The organism is Caldisericum sp. (genome assembly GCF_049967455.1).
In the GTDB taxonomy this organism is placed as follows: Bacteria; Caldisericota; Caldisericia; order Caldisericales; family Caldisericaceae; genus Caldisericum; species Caldisericum exile_A.
Genome location: NZ_JBMFSR010000088.1, coordinates 1 through 1,674 on the forward strand (window position 1 = coordinate 1; position 1,674 = coordinate 1,674).

The following is a 1,674-nucleotide window of genomic DNA, read 5'->3' on the forward strand; positions in this document are numbered from 1 at the left end:
TATGCAGCAAGTAAAGCTGGCGTAATAGGTCTTACAAAGACATGGGCAAAAGAGTTTGGAAAAAAGGGAATTCGTGTGAATGCTGTTGCGCCTGGTTTCATTAAAACTCCAATGACTGAAAAAGTTCCTGATAAGGTTATCGAATATATGGTTTCAAAGACACCAATGGGACGTATGGGTGAAGCAAGAGAGGTTGCAAATGCAATTCTATTCCTTGCTTCGGATGAAGCATCATTTATCACAGGGCATATCCTCCATGTCGATGGGGGACTTGTAATATAAAAATTCAAGAGGAGGAAAGCATGAAAAAGGTATTAGTAATTTTGTTAGTCTTAGCGATGGTTTTTGGAGGAGTTGTTTTTCCAAAACCGGTTCAAGCGCAAAAGGAATTTTTCCTTACGCTTGTTGTGGGTATAAACCTCTATCAACTTAATGGTGTTAGTAAAACTGCGGATGTCCCTCCTGTAATTGTAAACGGAAGAACATTTGTACCAGTGAGGCTTGTTTCCGAATCATTTGGAGCTGATGTTTCCTGGGACAATGCAACAAGAACTGTAACAATCAGAAGTGATAATACGACTATCACTTTGAAGGTCGGAAGCAAAACTGCAACAGTAAACGGGAAGCCATATACACTTGATGCAGCACCCTACATTTTGAGCGGAAGAACGATGGTTCCTATAAGATTCATTTCAGAGGCATTGGGACTCTACGTATATTATGAGCCACAGAAGAGGGTTATTTATATAAGTGCAAAGCCATCCTATACGGTTCCTGGTGTCACCGATACAGAGATAAAGATTGGAACATTTTCTGCTCTTTCTGGGCCTCTTGCAGTAGTTGGTGTTCCGTTCTATCATGGATTCCAATCTTATATTAATTGGATAAACGATCAGGGTGGAATTTATGGAAGAAAGATTACAGTGCTTGTGGCAGACGATCAATTTAACCCAGCACTTACGGTAACAGCAGTTAAGAAATTTGTTGAAGAGGATAAAGTTTTTGCAGTAGTTGCAGGGCTTGGTACCCCAGGTTGTCTTGCAGTGATGGATTATCTTAATAATAATGGAGTTCCATTTGTTTACCAGGGATCTGGGTCATCTAAACTTTCAATACCTCCCAAAAAGTATGTCTTTGCAGTTCAACCAAACTACTATAACGAAGGACAGATTTTTGTAAAATATGCAAAAACTCTTGGACTTAATAATTATGCACTTCTCTACCAAGATGATGATGCAGGTAATGAAGGTGCACAAGGTGTTGCACAAGGAATTGCAAAATTTGGGGGAAATCTTGTTTATAAATCATCTTTCCCTGGAACTGAGACAGATTTTACCCCATACCTATTGAAAGTTAAAAATTCTAATGCTGATGTACTTTTCGTATATGCGCCAGCAAACACAAGTATTGGTGCAAATATTGTTAAAACTGCAAAGTCTCTTGGATTAACTCAAAAGATATTCCTTCCTTATTCCTATTCAGGCATTGTGGCAACAGCTGGCTCTGCTTCTGAGGGTGTTTATGTAACAGGATGGGTAGACTTCTCAAATCCTGAGGATCCAGGCGTTAAGAAGTTCTTTGAAATCTGGAAAAAATATTATCCAAATGATAACTCACTTCTTTACTCTTATGCGGTTGCAGGCTTTGTTGCAGGAGAAGTATTCGTCGAGGCAT

The 1,674-nt window shown here is 39.2% G+C and carries 2 protein-coding genes; both read left to right on the forward strand.

From position 1 onward, the window contains the following. A partial coding sequence (locus ACP5SP_RS07900) for an SDR family oxidoreductase (RefSeq protein ID WP_428076521.1) occupies positions 1-282 on the forward strand: 282 nt, incomplete at its 5' end. A 20-nt stretch (positions 283-302) separates the two neighbouring features. Next, positions 303-1,674, forward strand: a 1,372-nt coding sequence (locus ACP5SP_RS07905; protein WP_428076523.1) for an ABC transporter substrate-binding protein, incomplete at its 3' end; no start/stop codon positions are given.